Origin of the sequence: Oricola nitratireducens (assembly GCF_014904745.1) — a bacterium.
GTDB classification, from domain to species: Bacteria; Pseudomonadota; Alphaproteobacteria; order Rhizobiales; family Rhizobiaceae; genus Oricola; species Oricola nitratireducens.
Genome location: NZ_JACZCS010000029.1, coordinates 41,219 through 65,332, shown reverse-complemented (window position 1 = coordinate 65,332; position 24,114 = coordinate 41,219). Strand labels below are relative to the sequence as shown.

At 61.1% G+C, this 24,114-nt stretch carries 22 protein-coding genes and 1 pseudogene; 17 read left to right on the top strand and 6 right to left on the bottom strand.

What is annotated here, in order from left to right; all coding sequences use genetic code 11:
• Positions 1–16: 16 nt before the first annotated feature.
• The 6 genes from IG169_RS24370 (at position 17) to IG169_RS14630 (ending at position 7,833) form a co-directional block, all read left to right on the top strand.
• On the top strand, positions 17–1,417 hold the full coding sequence (locus tag IG169_RS24370; RefSeq protein ID WP_343225662.1) for a sensor histidine kinase: 1,401 nt from the start codon (positions 17–19) through the stop codon (positions 1,415–1,417).
• Positions 1,407–2,747: a sigma-54-dependent transcriptional regulator gene (locus IG169_RS14650; RefSeq protein WP_193176968.1), complete on the top strand. Its 1,341-nt coding sequence runs from the start codon at positions 1,407–1,409 to the stop codon at positions 2,745–2,747. Before IG169_RS24370 ends, IG169_RS14650 begins: the two co-directional genes overlap by 11 nt.
• Before the next feature lie 151 nt (positions 2,748–2,898).
• Positions 2,899–3,420 carry an arsenate reductase (azurin) small subunit gene (locus IG169_RS14645; RefSeq protein WP_193176967.1) on the top strand — a complete coding sequence of 174 codons (522 nt, stop codon included), beginning with the start codon at positions 2,899–2,901 and terminating at the stop codon, positions 3,418–3,420.
• Positions 3,421–3,431: 11 nt separating this feature from the next.
• A complete protein-coding gene (locus IG169_RS14640) occupies positions 3,432–5,900 on the top strand; it encodes an arsenate reductase (azurin) large subunit (RefSeq protein WP_193176966.1) in 2,469 nt (822 codons plus the stop codon).
• 62 nt (positions 5,901–5,962) lie between these two features.
• Positions 5,963–7,240, top strand: coding sequence for a molybdopterin molybdotransferase MoeA (locus tag IG169_RS14635; RefSeq protein WP_246717392.1), 1,278 nt, complete (start codon positions 5,963–5,965; stop codon positions 7,238–7,240).
• Entirely contained in the window at positions 7,237–7,833 is a 597-nt protein-coding gene (locus tag IG169_RS14630) for a nitroreductase family protein (RefSeq protein ID WP_193176965.1), read from the top strand. The genes IG169_RS14635 and IG169_RS14630 overlap by 4 nt, the downstream gene beginning before the upstream one ends.
• 229 nt (positions 7,834–8,062) lie before the next feature.
• Here the strand turns inward: IG169_RS14630 and IG169_RS14625 are convergent, their stop codons facing one another.
• From IG169_RS14625 to IG169_RS14615, 3 genes are all read right to left on the bottom strand, one after another.
• Positions 8,063–9,022 (bottom strand): helix-turn-helix domain-containing protein, encoded by a 960-nt coding sequence (locus tag IG169_RS14625; protein WP_281435938.1) that lies wholly within the window; start codon positions 9,020–9,022, stop codon positions 8,063–8,065.
• Positions 9,023–9,130: 108 nt separating this feature from the next.
• Positions 9,131–9,856 (bottom strand): SDR family NAD(P)-dependent oxidoreductase, encoded by a 726-nt coding sequence (locus tag IG169_RS14620; protein WP_193177001.1) that lies wholly within the window; start codon positions 9,854–9,856, stop codon positions 9,131–9,133.
• Positions 9,857–9,959: 103 nt separating this feature from the next.
• Positions 9,960–10,493 (bottom strand): 2,4'-dihydroxyacetophenone dioxygenase family protein, encoded by a 534-nt coding sequence (locus IG169_RS14615; protein WP_193176963.1) that lies wholly within the window; start codon positions 10,491–10,493, stop codon positions 9,960–9,962.
• Positions 10,494–10,716: 223 nt separating this feature from the next.
• On the opposite strand from IG169_RS14615, the gene IG169_RS14610 reads away from it, so the two are divergent.
• The 8 genes from IG169_RS14610 (at position 10,717) to IG169_RS14575 (ending at position 18,303) form a co-directional block, all read left to right on the top strand.
• A complete protein-coding gene (locus IG169_RS14610) occupies positions 10,717–11,481 on the top strand; it encodes an SDR family NAD(P)-dependent oxidoreductase (protein ID WP_193176962.1) in 765 nt (254 codons plus the stop codon).
• Between the two features lie 247 nt (positions 11,482–11,728).
• Positions 11,729–12,547: an SDR family NAD(P)-dependent oxidoreductase gene (locus IG169_RS14605; RefSeq protein ID WP_193176961.1), complete on the top strand. Its 819-nt coding sequence runs from the start codon at positions 11,729–11,731 to the stop codon at positions 12,545–12,547.
• 79 nt (positions 12,548–12,626) lie between these two features.
• On the top strand, positions 12,627–13,919 hold the full coding sequence (locus IG169_RS14600; RefSeq protein WP_193176960.1) for an ABC transporter substrate-binding protein: 1,293 nt from the start codon (positions 12,627–12,629) through the stop codon (positions 13,917–13,919).
• 22 nt (positions 13,920–13,941) lie between these two features.
• Positions 13,942–14,697, top strand: coding sequence for an ABC transporter ATP-binding protein (locus IG169_RS14595; protein ID WP_193176959.1), 756 nt, complete (start codon positions 13,942–13,944; stop codon positions 14,695–14,697).
• Positions 14,694–15,419, top strand: a complete 726-nt coding sequence (locus tag IG169_RS14590) for an ABC transporter ATP-binding protein (RefSeq protein WP_193176958.1) — start codon at positions 14,694–14,696, stop codon at positions 15,417–15,419. Before IG169_RS14595 ends, IG169_RS14590 begins: the two co-directional genes overlap by 4 nt.
• Positions 15,406–16,263 (top strand): branched-chain amino acid ABC transporter permease, encoded by an 858-nt coding sequence (locus IG169_RS14585; protein ID WP_193176957.1) that lies wholly within the window; start codon positions 15,406–15,408, stop codon positions 16,261–16,263. Before IG169_RS14590 ends, IG169_RS14585 begins: the two co-directional genes overlap by 14 nt.
• Position 16,264: 1 nt before the next feature.
• Positions 16,265–17,293, top strand: a complete 1,029-nt coding sequence (locus IG169_RS14580; protein ID WP_193176956.1) for a branched-chain amino acid ABC transporter permease — start codon at positions 16,265–16,267, stop codon at positions 17,291–17,293.
• A complete protein-coding gene (locus IG169_RS14575; RefSeq protein WP_193176955.1) occupies positions 17,290–18,303 on the top strand; it encodes a zinc-dependent alcohol dehydrogenase in 1,014 nt (337 codons plus the stop codon). Before IG169_RS14580 ends, IG169_RS14575 begins: the two co-directional genes overlap by 4 nt.
• An 82-nt stretch (positions 18,304–18,385) precedes the next feature.
• On the opposite strand, the gene IG169_RS14570 is transcribed toward IG169_RS14575, so the two are convergent.
• The 3 genes and pseudogenes from IG169_RS14570 to IG169_RS14560 form a co-directional block, all read right to left on the bottom strand.
• Positions 18,386–18,895: a 2,4'-dihydroxyacetophenone dioxygenase family protein gene (locus IG169_RS14570; RefSeq protein WP_210326035.1), complete on the bottom strand. Its 510-nt coding sequence runs from the start codon at positions 18,893–18,895 to the stop codon at positions 18,386–18,388.
• A gap of 616 nt (positions 18,896–19,511) precedes the next feature.
• Positions 19,512–19,723: pseudogene (locus IG169_RS14565) on the bottom strand (cold-shock protein).
• 275 nt (positions 19,724–19,998) lie between these two features.
• Complete coding sequence (locus tag IG169_RS14560) at positions 19,999–20,535, bottom strand: sterol desaturase family protein (protein WP_193176953.1); 537 nt, start codon at positions 20,533–20,535, stop codon at positions 19,999–20,001.
• Positions 20,536–20,862: 327 nt separating this feature from the next.
• Between IG169_RS14560 and IG169_RS14555 the strand changes: the two genes are divergently transcribed.
• The 3 genes from IG169_RS14555 (at position 20,863) to IG169_RS14545 (ending at position 24,045) form a co-directional block, all read left to right on the top strand.
• Complete coding sequence (locus IG169_RS14555) at positions 20,863–21,042, top strand: DUF3309 family protein (RefSeq protein ID WP_193176952.1); 180 nt, start codon at positions 20,863–20,865, stop codon at positions 21,040–21,042.
• A gap of 327 nt (positions 21,043–21,369) precedes the next feature.
• Positions 21,370–22,041 carry an HPF/RaiA family ribosome-associated protein gene (locus IG169_RS14550; protein ID WP_193176951.1) on the top strand — a complete coding sequence of 224 codons (672 nt, stop codon included), beginning with the start codon at positions 21,370–21,372 and terminating at the stop codon, positions 22,039–22,041.
• A 648-nt stretch (positions 22,042–22,689) separates the two neighbouring features.
• Entirely contained in the window at positions 22,690–24,045 is a 1,356-nt protein-coding gene (locus tag IG169_RS14545; protein ID WP_343225661.1) for an ABC transporter substrate-binding protein, read from the top strand.
• Positions 24,046–24,114 lie beyond the last annotated feature (69 nt).

The window sequence follows — 24,114 nt, the reverse complement described above, 5'->3', positions numbered from 1 at the left end:
GATCCGTGTGCCGGCGATGGTTGTTATCCTGATGGTGGCGATTTCGGCGGTGATTTCCGAGAGGGTCCTGGACCGGCTGTCGAAAACCCAGGAGACCTATCTTCAAGGTCTCGCCTCGGCCTATCTCGACGGAATCGTTGCCTCGATCACTCCTTCGGTGCTGCGGGAAGACAGTTGGGAGGTGTTTGACGGTATCGAGCGCATGAAACCCACGGCCGACGACATCCTGCCCGTGGAGACGGTCGTGACGGGCAAGAGCGGTCTTGTTCTGGCATCGAGCAATCCGGTGGCGCGCGAGACGCTCCGTCCGCTTGATGCCGACTTCGCAGGAAAGTTTGACGGAACCGGAGTGACCATCGATCCTGAAACCCGCAGCGGATATGTGCGGCGCGACATCGCTTACCAGAACCAGTTGATCGGCGCCGTCTATGCCGTTTTCGACGTCTCCTCGCTGCTTCGCGAACGCTGGCAAATTCTTGTGACTCTGCTCACCACCAATGCGCTGTTTACGGCGCTTCTCGGTTTCGTCGGCTTCGTCACGGTCAGCCGGATGATCCGGCCGATGCAGGTGCTCGAGACCCATATGATCGATGCCGCGGCCGGCTCCGCGACACTGATCGGCGAACGCGAGTTTCCCGCCGCCAACAGCGAAGCGGCGAGCGTTTATCGGGCCTACAACGCGCTGGTGCGTTCCGAGACGGAACGGCAGGCGCTTGCCCGGCAACTCGCGGAGGAGGAAAAGCTCGCGAGCCTGGGGCGGTTGGCTTCCGGCATGGCGCACGAAATCAACAATCCGCTGGGCGGGCTGATGAATGCGGTCGACACGCTGCGTCTGCACGGTGAACGGCGCAACGTGCGCGAATCCTCGATCGAGCTCATCCAGCGCGGCCTGTATGGGATCCGCGAAGTGGTGGAAGCCGCGCTGGCGACCTACCGGCCCGAGCGCTTGAACCGGCCGCTGGCAGAACAAGACTTCGCCGATCTGAAACTGTTGGTCCGTCCGGAATTGCGCCGGAGGAAACAGCGGCTGGACTGCTCGATCGACGGAACACTCGAAGGCGAACGGAACTGGCCGGCCGGGCCAATTCGTCAGGCGGTGTTGAACCTTCTGCTCAATGCCGCGGCGGTCACGGCCGAGGGTGGACGCGTTGGAATGCAGATCGCGGTGACCGCGCACGGACTGGACATCGCGATTTCCGATCAGGGCGTTGGCATGCCGGAACCTGCTAAATCGATCCTGACGGACCGCAAGATCAGGGAAGTCCCGCGCGACGGAAGCGGGCTTGGCCTCTGGATCGTGCGCAAGATCGCCGACGACCTCGGCGCCACAATTTCGGTTTCCAGTGAAACGGCATCGAACACGATTGTCCGCCTGTCGATCCCCCGGCGGATTTCGGAGATTAGCAATGCGGCCTGAAACGCTGAACATCGGCCTGATCGAGGACGATCCCGTCATGGGTGGCTCGATCGTTCAGCGGCTGGAACTGGAAGGTTGCGCCGTTCGCTGGTGGCAAACTGGACAGGAGGCACTGCAGGCGCATGGCAAGACGTTCGGGGATCTCGATCTGGTTCTGTGCGACATCAGGCTGCCGGACATGAACGGCGAGGACATCTACCGCACCCTGACGAGTCAAAAGGCAGTGCCGCCGTTCATTTTCATTACCGGATACGGCGAAATTGACCAGGCGGTTCGGCTCATGCGCCTTGGTGCAGCAGACTACGTTACGAAACCTTTCCGTTTCGAGGACTTCCTGTTGCGCATCCGCGATAACGCGCGCATCCACCCGCCGGCTGAGCCCGATGGCCACGCGCTGGGCGTATCGCCCGCGATGCAGGAGCTTGAAACCTTGCTGCGGCGCTATTCCGGCACCGACCTGCCGGTTCTGATCACCGGCGAGACCGGCGTCGGCAAGGAGGTGGCCGCGCGCCACCTGCACGCGCTGTCAAAGAGAGACGACGAGCCGTTCATGGCCGTGAACTGCGCCGCAATTCCCGCCGATCTCCTCGAAAGCGAAATCTTCGGACACGAGAAAGGCGCCTTCACCGGAGCGGCGAAACGGCATCTCGGATACGCGGAGCGCGCAGCGACGGGCACGCTTTTCCTTGACGAAATCGGAGACATGCCGCCTGCGCTTCAAGCCAAGATACTCCGGCTGATCGAGGATCGGACCTTCCATCGCATCGGAGGGGAAGAGGTGATCCCGTTCCGCGCCCGGATTGTGACGGCGACGCACAGGAATCTGTCGGACCGGACGGCCACGCCGCCGTTCCGGGAAGACCTCTATTTCCGGATCGCCGTGCTGACGGCGGATATTCCACCGTTGCGCGAGCGGCCGGAGGATATTCCGTGGCTGACGGACTTGCTTCTCGGGCAGGCCGCAGCGCGTCACGACAAGGACATCCGGGGCGTGTCCACGCATGCCGAAGAATTCGCCTTGGTGCATCATTGGCCGGGCAATATTCGCGAGTTGCGCAATCGCCTCGAACGGGCTGTCGCGCTGGCAGGCGGCGAATGGTTGATGCCCGGAGACCTATTTCCCGACAAGGCCGATACGGGATCGACCGCCGCCGGCTTCCGGCCGTTGTCCGAAATCCGTGATGCGGCGGAGCGGCGCCAGATCGAACGCGCCCTGACGGAGACCTCCGGACACATCCAGGACGCAGCCCGTCTGCTCGGCATCTCCCGGACGACGCTTTGGGAGAAGATGACCCGTCTTGGCATCAAGGCAGACCGTCCGGAATCCTGAACCTTCGGCGGCGCAGCATGTTCGGATTTCCGAACATGATCGGTGATCCCGAATGCTCGAAACCAGATACATCATTGAAACTGCTGAATTAAAGGGCTTGGCACAGGGCTTGCTGCTTCCGGAGTGCAGATAACACTTTCGGGAGGAAAGCATGTCACGATGCACCAAGATGGTCGATGTCGGCCGTCGCCAGTTTCTGAGGGGCGGCGCGCTTGCCGCCGCAGGCGCGGCCACCGCGTCCGTCATGCCGGTGGAACAAGCCAGGGCCGCCGGAATGGCGCTGCTGGAATATCCTTCGAACCGGCTTGCCAATGTGGCCGATCTCGCACTCAACGAACCGCTCGACGTCGCCTATCCGGATGAGGAAGCGCCGGGCGTTCTGTTGAAACTTGGCAAGGCGGTTGAGGGAGGCGTTGGACCGGATGGCGACATCGTCGGTTTTTCGACGGTCTGTCCCCACAAGGGATTCCCGCTCAATTACAACGCCGAACGCCGGACCATGAATTGCCCGGGCCATTATTCGGTCTTCGATTGCGAAGCCGGCGGCCAGCAAACCTGGGGCCACGCAACCCAGAACCTGCCGCAATTCATGCTGCGCGTCGACGACAAGGGCGACATCTATGCCGAAGGCGTCGATGAACTGCTTTACGGGCGCCTGTCCAACGTATTCTGAGGGAGGATCACATGGCTTACAAGAGACACATCGACCGCCTGCCGATCATCCCGGCGGACGCCAAGAAACACAATGTTACCTGTCATTACTGCATCGTCGGCTGCGGCTATCATGCCTACACATGGCCGATTAATAAGCAGGGAGGAACGGACGCGGGCCAGAATGCATTCGGGGTCGACCTGTCCGAGCAGCAGGCCGCCGAAACGGAAGCCTGGTACGCGCCGTCCATGTACAATGTCGTCAAACAGGACGGCAAGGATGTCCACCTGGTCGTCAAACCGGACCCGAACTGCGTGGTCAATTCCGGCCTCGGATCGGTTCGCGGTGCGCGCATGGCCGAAAACCGCCGGTCGGACATCACGGGTACGCAGCAGCAGCGTCTCGAGGAACCGATGGTTTGGCGCTACGGCACCTGGCAGCCGACAAGCTGGGAGGACGCGCTCGATCTGGTCGCGCAAGTCACCGCCCGCGTGATCGACAAGGACGACGAAGACGATCTGTTCGTCTCGATGTTCGACCATGGCGGCTCGGCCGGCGGTTACGAGAACACCTGGGGCACCGGAAAGCTCTATTTCCAGTCGATGAAGGTGAAGCATTGCCGCATTCACAACCGCCCCGCCTACAACTCGGAAGTCCATTCGACCCGCGACATGGGCATCGGCGAACTGAACTACGCCTATGAGGATTACGAGCTGACCGACACGATCTTCCTGATCGGCGCCAACCCGCTGGAGACCCAGTCGAACCTGTTCCTCAACCACATGGTTCCCGGATTGCGCAACGGCGCGAAGGTGGTGATCGTCGATCCCCGCCGGACCGTCACGGTCAATGCCTGCGAAACCGAAGCCGGCAAGGACAATGTTCTGCAACTGGCGATCAAGTCCGGTACGGACCTGGCATTGTTCAACACGTTGTTCACCTACATCGCGGATCAGGGCTGGGTCGACAAGGATTTCATCGCCAAATCGACGTTCCAGGGCGACGTCGCACAGGAGCAGAACGAGGCCTTTCCGGCCGCGCTCGGAAGCTTCGAAATGGCGCGCAATGAATGCAGGATGACATTGGCGGAAGGCGCCGAGGCTTGCGGCATATCCGAAGCCGACATCGTCAAGGCGGCCGAATGGATCGCCAAGCCCAAGGATGACGGCTCGCGCCGGAAATGCGTGACGGCCTACGAGAAGGGCATCATCTGGGGCAACGACAATTACCGAACCATCGGCGCGCTGGTGAACATCGCGCTGGCGACCGGTAATATCGGTCGCGAAGGTGGTGGCGTGTGCCGGCTCGGCGGTCACCAGGAAGGCTATTTCCGGCCCTCGGATGCCCATGTCGGCCGTCCCGCGCCCTATATCGATCAGCTGATCATCGCCGGGCACGGCAAGGTCCACCACATCTGGGCAAACGACCACTACAAGACCACGCTCAACGCCTCGGAGTTCAAGAGGGTCTACAACAAGCGCACCAACATGGTGAAGGAAGCCATGGACGCGCGCGCGGGAGCGACCCGTGAAGAGCTGGTCGACGCCATCGTCGGGGCCATCGAGGCCGGCGGCATCTTCTCGGTCAATGTGGACATCATCCACAGCCAGATCGGCCAGGCGGCGCATGTCATCCTGCCGGCGGTCGAGTCCGGCGAGATGAACCTGACTTCCATGAACGGGGAGCGTCGCCTGCGGCTCGTCGAGAAATTCATGGATGGCCCGGGCGCGGCAAAACCCGACTGCCTGATCGCCGCCGGACTCGCGCAGAACCTGGAGCGTGTCCTGCGCGAAGAGGGCCGTGACGACTATGCCGATCAGTTCAAGGGCTATGACTGGGCAACCGAGGAAGACGCCTTTATGGACGGCTACAACTCGGGAAATCCCGATGTGACCTATGACCGCCTTCGCGCGATGGGCAACAACGGCGTCCAGGAACCGGTCACCGGATACGAGGACGGCAAGCTGGTCGGCACCAAGCGGCTATATGCGGACGGCAAGTTCGACCGCCACGGCCGCGAGGACAAACTGGCGCTGTTCTGCGGCGGCGCCTGGCGCGGGCTCGAAGCTCCGGGCAAGGCCTCCCAGCGCGACAGCTACGCCTTCCTGATCAACAATGGCCGCGCCAACATCAACTGGCAGAACTGGTTCCTCGACAAGGACAACGACTTCGTTTCCGACCGCTATCCATTCCCGTTCATCGAGATCAATCCCGAGGACATGGCGGAACTGGGACTGAAGGAAGGCGATCTGGTCGAGGTTTACAACGACGTCGGCGCGACTCAGGCGATGGCATATCCGACCCCGACGGCACGCCGGAAGGAAACCTTCATGCTGTTCGGCGCGCCGAGCGGCACGCAGGGCAACGTCATCAATCCGGGCGTGAACGAGTTGATCCTGCCGAACTACAAGCAGACCTGGGCGAACATCCGGAAGATCTCGGATGCCCCGGCCTCGGTCAAACACCTGTCCTTCAAGCCGAAGGAATACACTTCGGCCTGATCCCACCCCGATGGCCCGCCGCGCTATCGCGGCGGGTCCTTTTGAATTCTGCGAAGAGTCCCATGCACCCAGAGATGAATGTCGTCGAACCGGTCGCGGAAACCTGTTGCGCTGGAAAGTCCGGAGATGTCCTTCCTGTCGATATCGCCGGCGCGAAGGCAATCGCTGCCGCAGTCCCTGTTACCGGGATCGAGCGCGTCCCCTTGATCGAGGCAGTCGGAAGAATTTCGGCGTCTGATACCGTCTCGACCATCAGCCTCCCGGCCTTCGACAATTCGGCCATGGACGGCTATGCGGTTCGGACGAAGGACTTCGCAGGATCCGGTCCCTGGCGCATTCCCGTATCGGGACGGATTCCCGCAGGTAACGGCTCCGGAAGGCGGTTTCCTCCAGCAAGCGCGGTACGTATCTTCACCGGCGCTCCTGTTCCGAAAGGTTTCGACGCCGTCGTGATGCAGGAAAACTGCAAAAGGTCGGGCAACACCGTAACCTTTTCCCTCAAACCGGGCACGGGACAGAATATCCGGCGTGCCGGGGAGGATTTGGAAAACGGGGCGGCGGCTGTTCCCGCAGGTACGTCGCTTACGCCGGCCCGGATTGCGCTTCTCGCGGCCATTGGAACGGAAGCCGTCGAGGTCCGGCGCAAGGTCAAAGTCGGCCTGATTTCGACCGGAACCGAATTGCGCGAACCGGGCCAGCCGCTGGGCCCTGGTCAGATTTACAACTCGAACCGTTACTTCCTTCGCTCGTCGCTGAAACGCCCCTGGGGCGAAATATACGACTTCGGGATCGTCCCTGACGATCCGGAAACGATCCGCGTTGCTGTTCGCGAAGCATCGGAGACCTGCGACGTCGTGATCACGACCGGAGGCGTTTCCGCCGGCGAGGAAGACCACATGATGGACGTTCTCAGGCGCGAGAACGCGGAACTCGAGGTTCTGAAGGTCGCGATGCGGCCGGGCAAGCCGGTGACCGTGGGCAAGATCGACGGTGCGCTGTTCTTCGGCCTGCCGGGAAATCCTTTTGCCGCAGCGGTGACTTTCTCGCAGATCGCGCTGCCCGCGATCAAGCTGACTGCGGGGATGAAATCCGTCGATACGTCATGGATGCCGGCTGTCTCCGGGTTCAGTTATCGCCGCAAGCCTGGCCGCACCGAATATGTCCCGGTCGCCTGGGGCGGCCGGGACACGGACGGCAGGCCCATCGTCGAGATGCTTGGCCGAGGTTCCTCGGCCAGCCTCAGCCCGATGGCTGTTGCTATGGCAACTGCGGTGCTCCCGCCGGACATGGCCAATATCGAACCCGGTATGCCGCTACGCATCGAGCCGTTCTGCGAATGAACGACTTGGTCGACCGCATCTGCGCCCGCCGATCGGTATCGCCGAGACATCTTTCCGATCCGGGACCGTCGCCTGAGGAGCTCAAAGAGATGGCGAGGGCCGCGGCCGCCGCGCCCGACCATGGCCGCCGGGGACCGATGCGCCTGGTGCATATCCCGGACTCGAAACGGGAGGCGCTGGCCGAAGCTTTCGCCGGGGCTGCGCTGGAAGCCGACCCGCAAAGCGACGCCGCCCGCGTGGAGGACGCCCGCGAACGCGCGCGCAACGGAGCGTGCCTGCTCGCGGTGATCGCGACCATCTCCGATGACGATCCGCGCGTTCCGCCGCACGAGCAGTGGATCTCCGTCGGCTCGGCGATCCAGAACGTGCTGCTCGCAGCCGAGTCCTTCGGTTGCCGCACGAAAATCGTCAGCGGCACGCGTGTAACGAGCAAGGCGATGCGCTCGGCATTCGCGCTGAAGGGTTCCGAGCACCTCGTGGGCTTCATCGCGATCGGCAGTTTCGCCGGAAGCCCGAAAGATTTGCCTCGGAGACGGGCTGATGAAGTGCTGTCAATTTGGACCGCGGAAACCCCTGATTCATGTGATGGATAAGCGGCACGAAGTCGCTCTTGAACGTCCGCTCGTTGAGCCCACCACTCAACACAGACGCGCATTCACGTGGATATTGTTTGTGCATTCGATCTGCGCACTATCTGGCGGTGGCATATACCGGGAACGACGTCCTTACGACCCGAGTCATGGTACGCCTTGCGCCAGAATGGTCTCTCGCGCTCAATCGAGACTTCCGCGTTCCGTCACATCTCTTACCCGAAGGCTACGACTAGGAAACTCGGCAGCGGACTTCGCTCGGTCCGACACCGAAATGCTTCCGGAACGCTCTCGTGAACTGGGACGGTGCGGAAAAGCCGAACCGGTAGGCGAGTTCCGCGACGCTCTCGTCATTCAGCTCGCCGGCTTCTATCGAGCGCCGTGCCTGCGAGAGCCGTTCCTCGAGGATCAGCTTCTTCACGGTCAGATCGTTCAAGGCGAGGATGCGGTTGAGTTGCCTGGAGCTCATGCCGATTTCGGCCGCGACCTTTTCTGTATTCAGGTTTGGATCGCCGAGATGCGAATGCACGTAGTTCTTGGCGCGTTGCATTATGCCCAACTGATAGGAGGAAAGGTTCTTGCCGCCGAGATAGAGGTCGCGCGTCAGTTCCAGCGCCGTCCACACCTCGTCGACGAGATTCGGATCAGGCGCGAGATATTTGCGGGCACGCACGTCCGAATAGGTCTTGCGAACGAAATTCGCGATTGAGACGCCGCTTCCGGTACTGCCGCTGATCCGCAGCGTGTCGTGAAGGTTCCATCCGGGGAACCTGGCCCGGAACTCCTGCCCGGGAAGGTCGAAGATCACGTGATGCATGGCTTCGGGAAAACCGTGCATGTACGACGCGTTGGTGTCGTAAAGCGCAAGGTCGCCGCGGTTGAAAAGCTTGCACTGGTTGTTTCGGTTCACGAAAGCCGATCCGTTCATCAGGATCATCAGGAAAACCGAATCCTTGTCGCGCTTTCGTACGAATTCCGCGGACCTGCTGACGACGTGCTGTTTGCCAACGATGTCGAAGAGGGAAAAGCTGCCGAAGTCGTAATGGTCGAATTTGGCTTGAAATCCGTCCTCTTCCATCGTTGAACACATGTGACCAACAATATCGGACGAAGTTCTCTCCTCCCAGAAATCCAGCCGGTCAGCTTTTGCGACGCTGCGCGTGTCGAAAGAATTCCTCAATGCATGGCCCATCTGACGATCGTCCTCCCACTCTCGTTACAGATACCTAGCATATTGTATACATAGCCGGCCGTTCGTTCAATTCCCTGCCAAAAGCGGGAAGCGGGCACGCCGGCGAGTTCAGACGGTCAGGTAGCCGCCATCGACCGGAAGGGACACGCCCGTGACGTAGCGGGCGAGCGGCGATGCCAGGAACGCGATCGTGTCGGCGACCTCGGTTGGGTCGCCCCAGCGGGCAAGGGGAATCCGTGCCTGTATAGGGTCTGACACCGCCTTGTCAGCGAAGAGACCGGTCGCCAGGGGCGTGTCGATCCAGCCCGGCGCAACCGCGTTGACCCTGATCGCCTCGCCGGCATATTCGATCGCAAGCGACTTCGTCAGCTGGACCATGCCACCCTTGCTGGCGCTGTATGCCGGCCGGTCGGCGGCCCCGAATGTTGAATACATGGACGCGATGTTGACGATCGAACCGCCCGACCTAGCGAGCAGCGGTCGGGCGAGCTGGCTGGTGCGAAAAGCTGCCGCCAGATTGATGTCCATCACCGTGTCGAAGGCATTGACGGTCCACTCGTCGCGGTCGCGGCTGATCCCGGCGCAATTGACCAGCACATCGAGGCGGTCCCGCTCCGCAAAAAAACCTTCGACGGCGCTCCGGTCGCGGACGTCGAGCTCGACGCACTCGATCCGGTCATGGCGCGGCGCGTGCGGCCCGTCTGCGTCGAGGCCGGACGCAAAGACCTTGGCGCCCAGCTTCGCGAACACTTGCGCGGTTGCGGCACCGATTCCGGATGTGCCGCCGGTGATGACAACCACCTGTCCGGAAAACAGGTAGTCGGCAAAGCTCATGACATTCGCCTCCTCGTGGCGCGGAAACAGGGTCTCGCGGCCGGATGAATGATCGCGATGCGGGCGCCCTTCGGCCCCCACATCAATCATCCGGCTTCGATGGTCAGCGGAAAAGATTCTCGATATAGGCCGCGCCCAGGCCGACACTCTCATAGTGACGCTTACACATGTCGATATACATGTGGACGTCGAAATAGCCGTCTGCCTCGCCTTCCTCGTCGAGCCAGATCAGCGGCCCCTCGACCTGGAAGAACACCTTCATGGGATCCTCGTGCTCATAGGCGATCAGCGTGTGACCCTCGCCGGGCGTCTCGTAGACAAAGTCGCCCGCGGTGGCGATCCAGTCATGCTCCAGATATCCCCATTTGCCCGAGATCGTGTAGGCGAACACCTGGTGCGGATGATAGTGGCGGTTCACCAACCCGGCGCCCTTGGCCATCAGGATGTCGCACCACTTGTTTTGCGACGGCGAAATCCACAACGGGCGCGAAGATACCGTTTCGCTGAACGGCACGTAGTAGCGCTCGTCCTCCGTGGCGACGTTTTCCATGTACACTTCCGGTAGTGCATTGGGCTGGAAAACCTTTTCGATCGGTTTGATGCCGCGCCAGAATTCGGTCCCTGCAACTTCTGCCATAATTCCTCCCATTCACCGTTTCCGGCGTTTTCCTGTCGATACGGGACAAAATCCTAGGCGGCATTATTGGCGTTGTCCCGACCGCGCCGGACATATCGCCTGCCGTTTTCGGACATTCCGGAAGCCTGGCGCATGCGGACGGCGTTTCGGTGTTTCCCGCATTAGGCGAAGATACTAAGGGTCAAACCGGAAGCGACGAGCCGTAAGGGCCGAGGGAGGATGCATGTCTGGTCAATTGCTGAACGAAAAGAATTGCGTGATCACCGGCGGCGCGGGAAGCGTCGGCGCGGCAACCGCGCGCAGGTTTCTCGAAGAGGGCGCGCGGGTTGTGCTCGTCGATCTCGAAGCGCCGGATCTTGAAGCGATCGGGTTAAGCGAGTTCCGTGACAGGGTCCTCTGCGTCGCCGCCGATGTTTCCGATGCCGCGGCGACTGCCGCTTACGTTGCAGCGGCGACGGAGCGCTTCGGCGGGATCGACGTGCTGATGAGCAATGCCGGCAATTTTGGCACCGTGGCGCCGATCGAAAGCTTTCCGGTCGAGGTGTTCGATAGCGTCCTGGCTGTCCATGTGCGCGGCGCGTTCCTGGCCTGCCAGCATGCCGTCCCGAAAATGCGTGACGGCGGCAGCATCATCATCACGTCAAGCGTCGCGGGTGTGACCGGGGATGCGGGAGTGCATGGCTATATCACCGCCAAGCACGCCCAGGTAGGGCTGATGCGCTGCCTTGCCAAGGAACTGGCGCCGCGTCGGATCCGCGTCAACACGCTGCATCCGGGGCCGGTAGACAACAGTTTTCAGCAGAGGGTTGAAGACGGTTTCACGGCGGCCACGGGCCATGACGGAACCGAATATTTCAACAGCATCATTCCGCTCGGCCGCCATGCGGCGCCAGCGGAAATCGCAAGTTCTGCCCTGTTTCTTGCAAGCGATCTGAGTAGTTTCTCGACCGGAACGCTGCATATGGTTGACGGCGGGATGAGCATTTAGGCCTACGGGGTGGAGGCAAGGAATCGTCTGGTTTTGCGTGTTCGCAACGGCGCGGGAAATGTCCGAATATGACACGCGATATGTCCGGGGACGCAACGACGATGCCGAGGGCTGCTGTTACGATCGGGCCCAGGAGCAGGACTGCAGCCGTCAGCTGCAATGCCGCTAACGGCCGGACTTCACGTCGATAGCGGGAGATCGTGAATACGGGCCCGTCCACGGGGCGGTCCGTCAGGGAGGAGTATGAATGCCGTCGTTGCAGGAAATGTTCGACGTCAGCGGCAAGTCGGTGATCGTCACCGGCGGTGCCAGCGGCATCGGCCGCGCCTATGCCGAGATCATGGCCGAACACGCCGCTCGCGTCTGTATTTTCGATATCGATCAGTCCGGACTGGACGAGACCGTGGCGGCGATCCGGGAGGCGGGTGGCGATGCATGGAGCCAGCGGATCGATGTTTCCGACCGGCCGGCGATGGCCGAGGCCTTCGACAAGGTCGCCAGCGAGCATGGACTCATCGATATCGTTTTTGCCAATGCCGGCATCGATGCCGGACCGGGATTCCTGACGCCGGAAGGCGAGCGCAATCCCGACGGCGCGATCGACAATCTCGATGACGAGCACTGGGACAAGGTAATCGCAGTCAACCTTTCCAGTGTTTACACGACGATCAAGAACGCAGCCCGCCACATGAAGAAGACCGGAGGAGGTCGCATCATCGTCACCTCGTCGGTGGCGGCGCAAATCAACGAGGCTATTGTCGGGTTGCCCTATATGCCGGCCAAGGCCGGGGTCGATCATCTGGTGCGCAACACCGCGATGGAACTCGGCATGTTCGGCATTCACGTCAACTGCATTTCGCCGGGCCCCTTCATGACCAATATAGCCGGCGGACGGTTGAAGAATCCGGCCGATCGCGCGGCCTTCGAGGCGCAGTCGCTGCTCGGCAGGATCGGCGATCCGGAAGACATCAAGGGGCTCGCCCTTTTTCTGGCCTCGCCTGCTTCGTCCTATGTGACGGGTGCGCAGTACGTGATCGATGGAGGCTCGATGCTGCGAATAGCGTGACGTGCATGGCTCTCGCCGATTGCTTTCAAGCCGTTCGCGGGAGTGTGACTGAAACCTTGGTTATCGGGAGGAGACCAGAATGACTACCAAGACCAGCAAACATTTGGCGGCATCTCGCCGTTCAGTTCTCAAGGGGATCGGCGCAGGCGCGGCGGCACTGGCCATGCCGAATATCGCGCGTGCCCAGGGCGGCATCATCAAGATCGGGTTCATAACGCCCGGCACAGGCCCCATGGCGCTGTTCGGAGAGACGGACGGTTTTGCCGTGGACCGCATCAAGAAACTGCTTGCCGACGGTCTGGAAGTGAATGGCGAAACCTACGATGTCGAAATCATCGTGAAGGACAGCCAGTCGGACTCCAACCGGGCTGCCGAGGTGGCGGGCGACCTGATCCTCAACGATGGGGTTCATCTGCTCATGCCGGCTTCGACCACGCCGACGATCACCGCGGCGGCCGATCAGGCGGAGCTGTTCGAAACGCCTTGCATTTCTGCGGGCGCGCCATGGCAGGCGATCATTTTTCCCCGCGGCGGGCAGGACAAGCCCTTCAACTGGACCTATCACTTCTTCTGGGGGCTGGACGAGGCACTCAACACCTTCGTCGGTCTCTGGAATACCATCGAGACCAACAAGAAGGTCGGGATGCTGTTCCCGCAGAACATCGACGGCGAAACCTGGGGCAACGAGGATTATGGCCTGCCGTCACCGACGCGGGCAGCGGGCTTCGAAGTGATCAAGCCCGGCTACTTCCAGCCGCGCACCAACGACTTCACGGCACAGATCTCCACGTTCAAGCAGGGTGGCTGCGATATCGTCGGCGGCATTGCCTTTGTCGACGACTTCAAGACCTTCGTGAACCAGTGCAACCAGCAGGGCTATCATCCGAAAGCCATGACCATGGCCGCGGCGCTGCTCTTCCCCTCGGCTGTCGAAGCCATGGGCGATCTGGGCAACGGAATGTCGTCGGAGGTCTGGTGGACCCCGGCCTTCCCGTTCAAGTCTTCTCTCACTGGTCAGGTCAGCCGGGACATCGCCGACGACTGGGAGGCGGAGACCAACCGCCAGTGGACCCAGCCTTTGGGCTATAGCCACGCGCTCTGGGAAGTCGCCATTGATGCGTTGAAGCGTTCCGGCAATCCGCTCGACAAGGCAGCGGTTCGCGACGCCCTGAAGACGACGGATATGCAAACGCTGGTTGGCCCCGTGAACTTCAACACGGGTCCGCATCCCAACGTTTCGACCACGCCGATCTTTGGCGGTCAGTGGGTGCCGGGCGACAAGTGGATGTATGATCTGAAGATCGTCGACAACTCGGTGAACAAGCTGTTCGAGCCCGAGCAGAAGATGAAGATCCTGCCTTGGGCAAGCTGAACCGCTTGAGGCGTTAGGGGTCATGGAAGCATCGGCAAACGAGACCGCGGACAGCCGGCCGGCATTGTTGCAGGCCGTCGGGCTTGGCAAGTCATTCGGCGCCAACCGTGTTCTTCACGACGTGAGCTTCGATGTCCGTCCCGGTGAGGTCCTGGGTATCCTGGGACCGAACGGGGCGGGCAAGACCACGCTTTTCAACCTGATTTCGGGCGATCTTCGCCCGAATTCCGGCACCATCTGGTTTGACGGCGCGCCGCTCGGCAAGGAGCCGCCCTTCCGCCGAGCGCAGCTCGGGATCGGGCGGACTTACCAGATTCCGCTGCCCTATGACGGGATGACGACCTTCGAGAACCTGCTCGTGTCGGCAAGCTTTGCCGGCCGAAAGAGCGAGCGCGCGGCCTATGACTACTGCGCCGCGGTGCTGGAACAGTGCGAGCTCGGCGGCAAGGCGAACAAGATGGCGGGCACGCTGACGCTGCTCGATCGCAAGCGGCTGGAACTGGCACGGGCGCTCGCGTCCCGGCCCAAACTCCTTTTGCTGGACGAGATCGCGGGCGGGCTGACGGACGAAGAGGGCAAGGACCTTGTCAACCTGGTTCGCAGGATCCGCGACCAGGGCGTCACCATCGTATGGATCGAGCACGTGCTGCACGCGCTGATGGCGGTGGCCGACCGGGTGATGGTGCTCGATTTCGGCGAAAAGATCATCGAGGGGCCGCCGCGGCAGGTGATCGAGGACCCGGAAGTCAAACGTGTCTATATGGGGATCGAGGCATGAGCGCCGCGCTGCTTTCCACTCACGGGCTCAAGGCGTTTTATGGCGACTTCCAGGCGCTCTTCGGGATCGATTTCGAGGTCGCGCCGGGCGAGGTTGTGGCGCTCATCGGTGCGAACGGCGCCGGCAAGTCCACCTTTCTGAAGTCGGTCATGGGTGTGATCCGTGTCGCGCCGGAGATGGTGCTGCTCGACGGGCAGCCCACGGGTGGCGCTGCGTCGCACCACATGGTGGCCAAGGGTGTCGGTATCGTCCCCGAGGGACGCCGGCTCTTCACCGGCATGTCGGTGGAGGACAATCTGCGCGTCGCCATCGACCATTCCGCCGGCGGCAACGATACATGGAGCCTCGGGCGGGTATACGAGCTGTTTCCGATCCTGGAGGAGAAGCGCCGCGATCTGGTGCAAAGCCTTTCGGGCGGACAGCAGCAAATGGTCTCCATCGGGCGGGCCCTGCTGAACCAGCCGAGAGTGCTTCTGTGCGACGAGATTTCGCTCGGTCTCGCGCCGAAGGTCATCAACGAGATCTATGCCGCGATCCCGTCGATCTCGGCGGCGGGCACCGCCATCGTTCTGGTCGAGCAGGACGTCGGGCTCGCCAAGAAAGCTTCCGACCGATTGTACTGCATGCTGGAGGGCAAAGTGACGTTGACGGGCAAGTCAGCCGACATTTCACGAGAAGACATTTCCGCAGCCTATTTCGGAGCCGGCCATGCAGTGGCTTGACGGATTTATCCAGGGCATCCTTCTGGGCGGGCTTTATGCGCAATACGCCCTCGGCATGGCGCTGATGTTCGGGGTGATGCGGATCGTCAACATCTCGCATGGCGATCTGATGATCCTCCTCGCGCTGATCGGCGTGTCTCTCTCGGTATCGTTCGGCCTCGGGCCTTTCGTTCTACTTCTCGTGCTCGTCCCGATCGCGGCTGCCATCGGCTACGTACTGCAGCGCGGAATATTGAACCGCGTGGTCAGCCAGGACCCGTTGCCCTCGATCATCGCGACATTCGGGCTTTCGATTGCCCTGCAGAATGCGATGCAGCAGATCTGGTCGGCCGACACGCGGTCGATCCCCGGCGGCGGCATCGAGCAGGCCTCGTGGCAGATCGGCACGATCTTCATCGGTGTGCTGCCGGTGATCGTGCTGATCGTGGCGACGGCGTTGACCGGCGGCATCGACGCGCTGCTGCGGTTCACGAAATTCGGCCGCGCGCTGCGGGCATCCGCGGCGGATGTCGAGGCGGCGGCGCTGACCGGTGTCAATCCGCAGGCGGTTTACGCATGGGCGACGGCCCTGGCTGTCGGCATCCTCGGGTTTGCGGCGGTTTTCCAGGGCCTGCGATCCACCGTGGCGCCATCCGACGGGCCGGCGCAGCTCATCTATGCATTCGAGGCGGTGATCATCGGCGGCATGGGGTCGATCTGGGGCGCGTTTCTGGGCTCGATGGTTCTGGGCGTAAGCCAGGCCATCGGCTTCCGCATCAATCCCGGTTTCGGCATCCTGGCCGGCCATCTCGTGTTCCTGGCCGTGCTGGCCTTCCGCCCTCAGGGCATCTTCGGGAGGTCGTGAGATGACAATGTCGATCAATATTCCCGGCGGGCTGCCCCGCGCCAGGGTTCGCAGCCAGACTGTTTCCGGCATCGTGGCCATGATCATCGGGATCGGATTGCTTGCAGCGCTTGTCGCGATGCCGTGGTGGGCGGGGCAGGGCACGATACGCTCGGTGGTCGAACTGTGCTGTTACATCGCCATCGCCCAGATGTGGAACCTGCTCGCGGGCTATGGCGGGCTCGTCTCGGTCGGACAGCAGGCCTTCAGCGGCGTCGCGGCGTACATGATGTTTGCTCTGGCGCAGAACATGGGCGTCAATCCCTTTGTTGCCGTGCCGCTTTGTCTCATCGCTCCGGCTATTCTCGCGGTGCCGACCTACGCGCTGCTGCATCGCCTCGATGGCCCGTATTTCGCCATCGGGACCTGGGTCGTGGCCGAGGTCGTCCGGCTTCTGACGACCAATTTCAGCTATGTGAACGCCGGCGCGGGCATGAGCCTGCGGGTTATGACGCAGTACAGCGCGCACGAACGCGCCATCGGCGTGACCATCCTGTGCGCTCTCATGCTGCTCGTCACAGTGGGCGGGACCTACTGGCTGCTCCGGTCGCGCTACGGACTGGCGCTGACGGCGATGCGGGACAATCCGGTTTCCGCGGCAAGTCAGGGCGTGAACGTGTCGCGGCTGCGGTTCCTGCTATTCGTCGCCGGCGCGGTTGGCACCGGGCTCGCCGGGGCGATCTACTTCATGGCGCAACTTCGGATCACGCCCGACTCCGCTTACGGTCCGCAATGGGCGACAGTAGCGATATTCATCGTGATGATCGGTGGCATAGGCAGCATCGAAGGCGTCCTGATCGGCTCGTTCATCTATTTCTTCGCCGACCGTTGGTTCGGCGAATACGGGGCCACCTATCTCGTCGTGCTGGGCGTACTGACCTTGCTGGTCGCGTTGTTTGCCCGTGGCGGCGTCTGGAGCCTTGTCAACAAGTTGGTGGATGCGCCGTGGTTCCCGACCAGACGTGTCCTTGTTTCGGGAGGAGGACAATGAAAGCTGCATTGTTCGATACCGTCGGGCGCCCGCTGCGCGTCGATACGATCGGCGATCCGTCGCCGGCACGGGACGAGATCTTGCTGAAGGTCGCAGCCTGCGGCATTTGCGGCAGCGATCTCCACATGACCGAGGATCCGAAAACCTTCGGCATCGGGCAGGGCGTCGTCCTCGGCCATGAATTCGCCGGGGAAGTCGCGGCCCTTGGTTCGGATGTGACCGGCTTCGCCACAGGTGATCGGGTCGCCGTCGCGCCGATGTGGGGCTGCGGACATTGCGACAGCTGCCGGGCCGGCGAGCCCGCATGGTGCCCCGAGATGCGTCTGATTGGTGGCGGCTATGCCGAATTCGCCAGCGTGGCGGCCCGCCAGTGCCGGAAACTGCCGGACGACCTGCCGCTTGCCGAAGGCGCATTGGCAGAGCCCACGTCCATCGGCCTTCACAGCGTCATGCGGTCGGGCCTGAAACCCGGCGACAAAGCGCTGATCCTCGGCGCCGGCCCGATCGGTCTACTGGTCGCGTTCTGGGCGCGCCGGATGGGAGCAAGCCACGTGGTGGTGGCCGATATCATCGATTGCCAGAAAGCGCGCGCAGGGGCCGTGGGCGCGACCGGCTTCGCCATCTCAGGCCCCGATCTCGCCGCCGCTTTTACGGACCAGGCCGGCGGGCCGCCCGACATTGTCTTCGAATGCGTGGGCAAGAAGGGGCTGATCGATTTCGCCTGCGGGCTTGCCCGTGTTCACGGGACAGTCGTCGGCGTCGGTCTCTGCGTCGGCGGCGACGAATGGGACCCGTTCGCGGTGCTGTCGAAGGAACTCACGATCGTCATGTCGGCCTTCTTCAACATGCACGAGTTCGAGACCGCCATCGATGTCCTTGCGACGGACGGGCAGTACCGTCCGCAGGCGCTGATTACCGAGAGGATCGGCCTCGGAGGTGTGCCCGAAACATTCGAGGCGCTCCGCAACCGCACAACGCAATGCAAGGTTCTGATTGAGACTGCCGCCTGACCGGGTGGTCATAAGTCGCCATGTATACAAAACGCCCGAACCGTGACCGGTCCGGGCGCGTGATTTCTGTTTCCTGGCGGCGTCAGATGAACATGTCCTGATTAACCGGCAGGCCCTTCTCCTCGCAGTATTTCGTATAGTGGTCGATGAACCAGAACACGTCCGCGGTGAAGTCGTAATTGGCGTCGTCATCGTAGAATTCGATCGGGCCGTTGATCCAGAACAGCGCCTTCATCCCGTTCGGATCGTCGGAGTACAGCGTGTGGGCGGCGCCCGGCAATTCATAGACGAAATCGCCGGGACGGGCGACCCAGTCATACTCGTAATAGGCCCAGGACCCTTCCAGAGTAACGGCTGAGACGACTCCGCGGTGCTTGTGTGTGCCGATGCGACCGCCGCCCTTGACCCACAGAATGTTGGCGACCGAGTTGGTGCGCACATCGAAACAGAAATGCTTGATCGCCGCCGCATCGCCGAACGGGACCCAGGGATTGGCCGCGTCGTCGCCCGGTATGTGGGCGCCGTCACGGGCGAATTTCCGGATCGTCTCCTCGTAGGGTTCCTCCGGCAGCTTGGTTATGAGTTTGGTCATTTTCATGCTCCTCCCTTGATCGCCGCGTATTTTCACGGATGTATACATGTATTGCAGATCGGAGCGGTTATTTCAACGGTATTGGGCCCGCAGTTGCAGTTGAGCGGTCTCCCAATCGATGTTGGCTTCTGAGCCCAAAAAAGTCACCCGCCGCGCTCGCGCGATAGGCAGCCAGCAGAACAGTGGAATTTTCGTTGAGCCGGGCTTGCAGCGGCTTGACCTTCGGAGGGACGTTTGTGACCGGCTGCGTCGCCGCAAGCGTTTCCGCATGCAGTTCGAGCCGCTCGACGCCAAACAATTCTTCGCGGACGGGCGCGGTACTATCTCAGGGAAATGCGGGCGCGCGTGCGAGAAGGGTTTCATGATAGTGTTTCCGGCCATTGCGTCGTGACCGATGGCCGTGTCGACGTGGGTCTATCGAATGGATCTCTCGATCCGCTGTTTCGCACGTCCGTTATGCAAGCCCGGCGTAAGGGCTTCGTCACTCGAGCACGGCCATTTCGGAGATGGTCTTTGTCGCCCGGTCCGTTTGCCGGGTCGGATAGCGTGGATACAGGCCGGGATTGGAGGGAGTACCACTGCCGTCGGATTTATGCGACGGCAGTGGTACCGGTTCTTAGCTTGCGTTGGAAAGGCTGTCTGCCGACATCTTGCCGCTCTTGCGGTCGGCGACGAGTTCGTATCCGACCTTCTGGCCTTCGCGCAGATCGCTCATTCCGGCGCGTTCGATGGCGCTGATGTGCAGAATGCGTCATTGCCGCCGTCATCCGGCGCGATAAATCCAAAACCCTTTTGAAGATTGAAGAATTTAACTGTTCCTGTGGTCATAATAGACCACTTCATAAGTATATAGCTTATCCGCACGTATGCAGACTGTCGAAATCGTATTTTCGGGTTTGAATTAATTGGCCAATGTCAGTGAAAATGCGCTGGCCACGGAAATCTTGCCGTCTATCGACAACCATTTATGGCGCTTGCCGCCGTTTTCTACAAGGAATAGATCGGCTTTTGTTTATCGAGAGTATCCCGGGAATCGGGCGGACGAGAGTTGCATCATATCGTCATGCCAAAACCGGGAACCGGGAATTGCCCCTTTTCGGAACCTACCGCAGCCGGCGCATCGTCCGGAAAACCCGGTCCCAAAAAAGCGACGTGACGCCGAAATTGTTGGCCTCGTCGGTGTGATGCATCGCGTGGTTGCGTTTGACGGAATAGAGGTAGCCGTTATGTGCGGGATGCCAGTGATGCGCCATGTGATGCACGCTCACATACCAGAGATAGCCGGCCATGAAACCCGATGTGGCGACACTCGCCGTTGCGAAACCGGCGAGCCAAAAGACCGGAAGAAACACGAAACAGACAATCAATGTGACAGAGATCCAGATCGGCGTTCCCACCAGCGCACGGACTTCCCGGTGGTGCTGTTCATGCATCTCCATGATGTAGGGCAAGTGATGCAGCACGAAGCGATGCAGAATGTATTCGAGCAGCGTCCATAGTGCCAGGCTGCCCAGAAAGATCGCGATGTAGGCGACGGCTTCTTTCGCGCCCGCGTGCGTGACGCCCACCGCACCCAAAACCGCGATCAGCACCGGGTAGACGAAGAAATCACTGTAGTAGCCAATCCGCGTCAGTAGCATTCCCCGCGCTCCTATTGCATGGCCTGCCAACAGCTGCGGTGCCGGGCCATGGATCGCCTTTTCGTCGCGAAAAGCGGCGCAATGATGTAGTATATTGCTCCACCGTCGGCCTGGTTCAAGAAGAGCAGTCTGGGGGTCGCGGTCGTTCTGACGTTATCCCTACGTTGCGGCATTTCGGGCTCGCTCGTTGCAATCAACACAGACTCCCACACCCGCATATGCCATAAAGCCGGTAGCGGACCGGAATATCCACAGTCCGTCAATTCGTGACTATCAAATGAATTGCGCTCGGGCAGGGATGAAGAATTATCCAACTCGACGCCGGTTATGGGAGTCAAGTCCACGTCGCTCGGAACCATCCTGGTCATAATTCTCATCATCTTCCTGCTCGGCGGCTTCAGCGGGCGCTTCAGAGGTTATGGCTACGGATTCGGCCATGCCGGAATCGGTGTTCTCGGTGTCATTTTGATCATCGTCGTCGTGCTGCTGCTCACGGGCCGGCTTTGAACCTGACCCGATGCCTTTCGCCATGTTCTGTTGTCCGGCGCCCGCATCAATGCCAGTTCCGGAGCAGACGCGCTATGGCCGGCGTTCGGGGCGACGCCGTAGCGGGGCGCGATTGGCCAGAACCCTAGATGAAGGGGCGGGTGATCCGCCTGTTTTGCGCGAGGCCCGCCCGATATTTATTTCCAATGAGGTAAATATTGACACAATAAGGAAATAGGATTTATCGAATCAGAATTGCATCCGAGCCTAATCTTCTCTTGGAATTATTAGAAATAACATAATCCAAGATAGTAAATAATATTCCATCAATTCGTGAAGGAGCGGCGAATGCAAATCCAAATCAATACGGACGACGTCACGAGTGGTGGAGGCGCGCTTACCGAGCTCGTCGAGGCGGAGGTCAACACGCATATTGGGCGGTTCGGCAAGCATATTACACGGATCGAAGTGCACCTCAGCGATTTGAACGCGGGCAAGGCAGGCAATTCGGACAAGCGCTGCGTTATCGAAGCGCGGCTGGAAGGGCGGAAGCCGGAAGTGGTGACCGATCAGGCTTCAACGCTTGAACGCGCATACAAGGGCGCCACAACGAAACTGAAACATTCCCTGGAAAGCACTCTCGGCCGGATCAATGACAGCAAGTCTCGCGAGACCATACGCATCGGCGATCATTTAGGTGAATCGGTCCGCGAGTTTTCAACGGCGCCAAATTCATGGAGAAATCAAGTGATCAGAATTGAACCTCGGCCCGAACTTCCCAAAAAACCCGACACGGCCAAGAAAGCGGTCGCCGTGGACCGACCCGGCTTCGATTTTGACGGTTCCACCGGCGAGACGACGGCCGGAACCGGCCCGGGTCTGGGCGAAGACGCATCGGAGGATCCGCGGGACCGCAGCCTGCCGGGCCGCCGATCCGGGGATGCTCAGGATGTTCAGGCAGACAGCCAGGCGGATACAACGAATCCGCCGCAATCCACCAAGAAGTCCGGCACCAAGTAGGTGCCGGGTAGCAGCTTACGGGGTCCTGTCAGGCAAACTCGAACCGGTCTCCGTTTGACCTAAGTGCCCTTGTCTAGCCGGCACAAAGCTGCTGTCACCAGGCAAGTGGGGCGGCCTGGTTCTCATTGAGGCTGTTGAGATGGCGTTCCCGGTTGAAATGGTCGTGGACCGAACCGCGCATAACCGCGAACATATGAAGACGTCGCATCCGCCAAAACCGCTGCATCGCCCGTTCTCGCCGCCGCAGCCGGCTGGTGGCTCTTCTCCGCACAAGTTGTTCAGCCCGGGCAACCCGGATTCTCAGCCAGCGTAACCGCGGCATTTCCCGGTCTGATCGGAACTGCCCGGCGGGCCGCTTTGTGTACCAGCGATGTGATCCGGATCCGGGCGCGGCGTCAAGCGCCGCGAAAAGTTTTCGCCGAGCCACTCCAAAAACCACACCTCATGAATGGTGGGCGTTGGATTGGGTGGAAAGTGGACGTCCGTTCTTTGTGGGTCAAATGACCGCAATGGGCCGGGAGCGGACGGACGCCTTTCGGCGTTCAGAAAAGTGATCGCGGACATCCGACGCGATCGCTTGACAGCGCACGCATTCCATATTCTATAGAATATAGAGAAGACGGAATCACGGCGAAGGAGGAAAAAATCGTGAAAAGAAAAAACATCGGGAAAATGACGAGGCGCAGGGACTTGCTGGCCGGAATGGCCGGATCCCTCGTTATGGCGGCGATGCCGCTGGTTTCCGCGCAGGCGCAGGAAGGTCTGGGCACCTCCGACAATCCTACGGAAATCAGGATCATCGCGAACGAGGCCTTCGCCAACACATGGCAGACACTGCTTGTTCCGGAGTTCAACAAGGCGTTTCCGAATGTGCGCGTCGTCTTCGACGGCGTGCCCTATACCGAGCTTTTGGCCAAGATGATGCTGGACTCAACCAGCCCGGATCCCGAATACGACGTTCTACTCGTCGACGATCCGTGGGTTCCGCAATTGGCCGAAATCGGGGCCCTCATGGATCTGAAGGGCGATAAGGTCGCCGCTCTGACAGAAGAAGGCTACGACTGGGACGATTTCAATGCGGCGCCGCTTGCGGCCGGCGAATGGAATGGGGTGCAATATGCTGTTCCCGTCCGGTCGAACATGTTGCTCCGATTCTATAATCGTACGCTTTACAAGGAAGCGGGATTGCCCGAGCCGACACCGGCTCAAACCTGGAACGAGTTCTTTGCCGACGCCGGGAAACTGGTGCGCGACTCCAGTGGTGACGGCAAGGATGACCGCTGGGCGATCGATACCTATTTTGTCCGTGAGTCGCTGACGCCGACGATCTGGCAGTCGATCCTCAATGCCAATGGCGGCAGCCTGCTCGACGATGCCGGTGCGCCGGCGTTCGCCAATGATACGGGTGTCGCCTCGCTCGAAATCCACAAGCGCTTGCTCGACTACGCGCCGCCCGGCGCTCTCGGGCACGGCTTCTCGGAATCGCTGCAGGCATTTCGACAGGGCCTCGTCGCCAACATGTTCAACTGGGGCAGCGTCTATAAATCGACCGCTGTCGATCCGAAATCGACGACGCTGACGGTCGACGAAGTCGGAATCCAGGTTTTACCGGTGGGAAGTGCCCAGGCGGGCACGCATCGCGGCATCTGGATCGCCGGCATCAGCAGCAAGACCAAGAAGCTGGAAGCCTCTTGGGCCTTCCTGCAGTGGCTGACTTCCAAGCAGGGCGAGAGCGTCAATGCCTCCCTGGTCGGCTCGTTCCCGGCTCGCAAGTCCACCCTGAACGGAGAGCCGGCCGAGCCTTGGCTGGGCCCGGTCTACGAGACCTTGCAGCAGGCCTACGAGGTGGCTGCAAAAGGCAAAATGTGGCGCATCCGCAGCCCGAAGTCCGATGCTGCTCAGCAGATTTTGGCTGACGAAGTCGCGCGCGGATTAGCCGGCCAGGTCAGCGCCAAGGAGGCGCTGGACACTGCTGCGACGAAAATCGAAAAAGCATTGAAATAAGCAGCGGCGTGAATCTGGGCATGGGCGCCTCGCGCGTCCATGCCTCATCCGGGCGAAGCGCGCGCCGGG

Excerpts from the sequence above, each read along its gene's own strand:
- IG169_RS14630 (WP_193176965.1), top strand. The coding sequence starts at position 7,237 with ATGAACGACTTGGTCGACCGCATCTGCGCCCGCCGATCGGTATCGCCG.
- IG169_RS14600 (WP_193176960.1), top strand. The coding sequence starts at position 12,627 with ATGACTACCAAGACCAGCAAACATTTGGCGGCATCTCGCCGTTCAGTT.
- IG169_RS14645 (WP_193176967.1), top strand. The coding sequence starts at position 2,899 with ATGTCACGATGCACCAAGATGGTCGATGTCGGCCGTCGCCAGTTTCTG.
- IG169_RS14610 (WP_193176962.1), top strand. The coding sequence starts at position 10,717 with ATGTCTGGTCAATTGCTGAACGAAAAGAATTGCGTGATCACCGGCGGC.
- IG169_RS14575 (WP_193176955.1), top strand. The coding sequence starts at position 17,290 with ATGAAAGCTGCATTGTTCGATACCGTCGGGCGCCCGCTGCGCGTCGAT.
- IG169_RS14620 (WP_193177001.1), bottom strand. The coding sequence starts at position 9,856 with ATGAGCTTTGCCGACTACCTGTTTTCCGGACAGGTGGTTGTCATCACC.
- IG169_RS14595 (WP_193176959.1), top strand. The coding sequence starts at position 13,942 with ATGGAAGCATCGGCAAACGAGACCGCGGACAGCCGGCCGGCATTGTTG.
- IG169_RS14605 (WP_193176961.1), top strand. The coding sequence starts at position 11,729 with ATGCCGTCGTTGCAGGAAATGTTCGACGTCAGCGGCAAGTCGGTGATC.
- IG169_RS14635 (WP_246717392.1), top strand. The coding sequence starts at position 5,963 with ATGCACCCAGAGATGAATGTCGTCGAACCGGTCGCGGAAACCTGTTGC.
- IG169_RS14550 (WP_193176951.1), top strand. The coding sequence starts at position 21,370 with ATGCAAATCCAAATCAATACGGACGACGTCACGAGTGGTGGAGGCGCG.
- IG169_RS14560 (WP_193176953.1), bottom strand. The coding sequence starts at position 20,535 with ATGCTACTGACGCGGATTGGCTACTACAGTGATTTCTTCGTCTACCCG.
- IG169_RS14650 (WP_193176968.1), top strand. The coding sequence starts at position 1,407 with ATGCGGCCTGAAACGCTGAACATCGGCCTGATCGAGGACGATCCCGTC.
- IG169_RS14615 (WP_193176963.1), bottom strand. The coding sequence starts at position 10,493 with ATGGCAGAAGTTGCAGGGACCGAATTCTGGCGCGGCATCAAACCGATC.
- IG169_RS14640 (WP_193176966.1), top strand. The coding sequence starts at position 3,432 with ATGGCTTACAAGAGACACATCGACCGCCTGCCGATCATCCCGGCGGAC.
- IG169_RS14590 (WP_193176958.1), top strand. The coding sequence starts at position 14,694 with ATGAGCGCCGCGCTGCTTTCCACTCACGGGCTCAAGGCGTTTTATGGC.
- IG169_RS14570 (WP_210326035.1), bottom strand. The coding sequence starts at position 18,895 with ATGACCAAACTCATAACCAAGCTGCCGGAGGAACCCTACGAGGAGACG.
- IG169_RS24370 (WP_343225662.1), top strand. The coding sequence starts at position 17 with ATGGTTGTTATCCTGATGGTGGCGATTTCGGCGGTGATTTCCGAGAGG.
- IG169_RS14585 (WP_193176957.1), top strand. The coding sequence starts at position 15,406 with ATGCAGTGGCTTGACGGATTTATCCAGGGCATCCTTCTGGGCGGGCTT.
- IG169_RS14580 (WP_193176956.1), top strand. The coding sequence starts at position 16,265 with ATGACAATGTCGATCAATATTCCCGGCGGGCTGCCCCGCGCCAGGGTT.
- IG169_RS14625 (WP_281435938.1), bottom strand. The coding sequence starts at position 9,022 with ATGGGCCATGCATTGAGGAATTCTTTCGACACGCGCAGCGTCGCAAAA.
- IG169_RS14555 (WP_193176952.1), top strand. The coding sequence starts at position 20,863 with ATGGGAGTCAAGTCCACGTCGCTCGGAACCATCCTGGTCATAATTCTC.